General features: G+C 65.5%; 4 protein-coding genes and 2 pseudogenes. 1 reads left to right on the plus strand and 5 read right to left on the minus strand.

The genetic code is table 11. The features are described 5' to 3' along the window. The 5 genes and pseudogenes from L9Z73_RS29485 to L9Z73_RS29505 form a co-directional block, all read right to left on the minus strand. Window positions 1-67, minus strand: a pseudogene (locus L9Z73_RS29485) (malonate decarboxylase holo-ACP synthase); the annotation flags it as partial. Beyond that, complete coding sequence (gene mdcE / locus L9Z73_RS29490; protein ID WP_247408410.1) at window positions 61-831, minus strand: biotin-independent malonate decarboxylase subunit gamma; 771 nt, start codon at window positions 829-831, stop codon at window positions 61-63. The pseudogene L9Z73_RS29485 and the gene mdcE, both read right to left, overlap by 7 nt. Further along, complete coding sequence (locus tag L9Z73_RS29495) at window positions 828-1670, minus strand: biotin-independent malonate decarboxylase subunit beta (protein ID WP_247408412.1); 843 nt, start codon at window positions 1668-1670, stop codon at window positions 828-830. The genes mdcE and L9Z73_RS29495 overlap by 4 nt, the downstream gene beginning before the upstream one ends. Beyond that, window positions 1663-1962 carry a malonate decarboxylase subunit delta gene (locus L9Z73_RS29500; RefSeq protein WP_247408414.1) on the minus strand — a complete coding sequence of 100 codons (300 nt, stop codon included), beginning with the start codon at window positions 1960-1962 and terminating at the stop codon, window positions 1663-1665. Before L9Z73_RS29500 ends, L9Z73_RS29495 begins: the two co-directional genes overlap by 8 nt. After that, window positions 1962-2090: pseudogene (locus tag L9Z73_RS29505) on the minus strand (triphosphoribosyl-dephospho-CoA synthase); the annotation flags it as partial. The gene L9Z73_RS29500 and the pseudogene L9Z73_RS29505, both read right to left, overlap by 1 nt. A gap of 4 nt (window positions 2091-2094) precedes the next feature. Here L9Z73_RS29505 and L9Z73_RS29510 point away from each other — a divergent pair. Next, window positions 2095-2212: F0F1 ATP synthase subunit delta (locus tag L9Z73_RS29510; RefSeq protein WP_247408416.1), on the plus strand; the 118-nt coding region annotated here is incomplete at its 3' end.

Here is a 2212-nt window from a genome sequence, read left to right on the forward strand (position 1 = left end):
AGGCCGGCGCATCGGCAGGGGCGTGCGCCGGGGTCATGCCCCAGAGCAAGTCGTGAGCGTTCACCATTGCGCCCGCAGCAGTTGGCGGACATGGCTGGAGGCAGCACGATTGGTGGCGCCGAGGCGACCGCTCAAATCACGGCCATCGACATCCTTGATCGCATTCACCAGGCAATCGCTGACCCGCGCCACATCGTCCTTCGTCGGCTGTTCAATCTGGCTGACCGACAAGGTCTCCCAGAGCAAACCGAGGCTGGCATAACTGTCGATGTCATAGGCCATCGGCGGCACGCTGGCGGCCAGGGCTTCGAGCTCTTCGACACTGCGCAGGGTCACCCGCGCCGCCGAGGCCTTGCCCATGGCGTGTACCATCACGCCGGGATCGCGCAAGGCGATCAAGCGGTTGGCCTGGTAACCGTGGGCGAGGAACGCACCGGACATGGCCTTGCCCACCAACAACCCGATCACCGGGTGCCCGGCCAGACGGGCGCGGGCGTAGCTGTCGACGGCAGCCGCCAGGGCTTGATGAATGCCGAGGGCTTCTTCGCGACGGCCGTAGGCTTGGCTCGGCACATCGACGATGGCGATCAGTGGGCGTTTGTCGCCCGTCGCGATGGCTTCATCCACGGCTTTGGCCAAGCCCCAGCCTTCGAGCAAGCCGACTTCGCCGTTGCGTGCGCGGGGGAAGCGGTTTTGCGCGTCGGGGACCACGGCGATAAAGCGCACCTGGTGTTCACCCAATACGCCATCGGCGACTTTCAGCGAGTTCGGCAACCCTTCCACGGGTTGGGCGCCGGCAGTCAATGCGTTGAACCATTGCAAACCTCTCATGAGCGTTCTCCCTGATACAGATCGCGAACCGTCGCCGGGTCGATTTGCGGTTCGGCGTCCAGTTCAGCCAGGCGTGCCAGGTAGAAGTCGGCGCGGCGGCTGCGTTGTTGGGCGGGCAAGCCGAGCTGCAACAACGCGCTGACGGTCTGCTGAATCTGCGCGACATCGTCCGCCGCGTAACGGTCGGCCAAGCCGCTGTTGAAGCGTTGCTCGCCGCCGGTCAGGCTCCAGATAAAGGGCCGGTCGCGGGAATCGTACTCGTCCAGGCCGGCTTCCTGCTCGATCACCTGCGGACCGTTCAGGCCCAGCCGCGCTTCGCGGGTCACCACCAGGTAGCTGCACAGCCCGGCGGCGATGGACATGCCGCCAAAGCAACCGACGCTGCCCGCCACCACACCGATCACCGGCTGATACTGGCGCAGATCGACAATCGCGGCGTGAATATCGGCAATCGCCGCCAGGCCCAGGTTGGCTTCCTGCAGGCGCACGCCACCGGTTTCCAGCAGCAGCACGGCGCAGGTCGGGATGCCGTTGCGGTTGTCTTCGGCCGCCAGTTCAAGGGCGCCGGCGATTTTTGCGCCGCCGACTTCACCGAGGCTGCCGCCCTGGAAGTTGCCTTCGATCGCGGCGATCACCACCGGCTTACCGGCGATGCGGCCTTTGCCGATCACCACGCCGTCATCGGCCTGGGGCACCACGCCCTGAAGGCTGAGCCAGGGCGACATGACTCGCTGAAACGGGTCGATCAGTTCACGGTAAGAGCCCGCGTCCAACAAGGCCTTGGCCCGCTGCCGTGCGCCCAGTTCGACGAAGCTGTGTTTGCTGAGCAAGTCAGTCATGGCCGATCTCCTCGAAACCCTGCTCCAGGCGCAGGCGCACCACGCCGGGGGTGGCGCCGAAGTCGTGGATATCAATGTGCAAGGCTGGCGGCATCTGCTCCAGGAAGATCCGCTCAAACAGGTGCTGCCAGCGTTGTTCGGCGCCATTCACCGAGGTCTGCACCTGAATGGTCAGGATGCCGGGCGCGCCCGGCTCCAGCAGCACTTCGAGGTCGCCCGAACCGACACACCCCACCAGCGCGCGGCCTTTGGGCGGCTGCCCGGCGGGGAATTCAAAGGATAAAGTTTCCATCAAAACGCTCCGTCGAGGCGGTCGATAAACAGGCAGGCGGCCAACAGGTCGGCGGCGCCACCGGGGGAGGCATTCAGGGCCAATAGCTGTTGATCGAGTTCGTGCAGGTGGCGGCGCCCCGCGAGGGTGATCATGGCAGAACTGACCACGTTGGCCCGACCTTACGCTAAGGCAGCCTTCGAGCACGCCCAGGCCCACCAGCAGCTGGCCTCTTGGTCAGCCATGCTCGGCCTGGCTGCAGCAGTGTCAC

The sequence above is a fragment of the Pseudomonas emilianonis genome (genome assembly GCF_023072625.1).
Taxonomy (GTDB): domain Bacteria; phylum Pseudomonadota; class Gammaproteobacteria; order Pseudomonadales; family Pseudomonadaceae; genus Aquipseudomonas; species Aquipseudomonas paraveronii.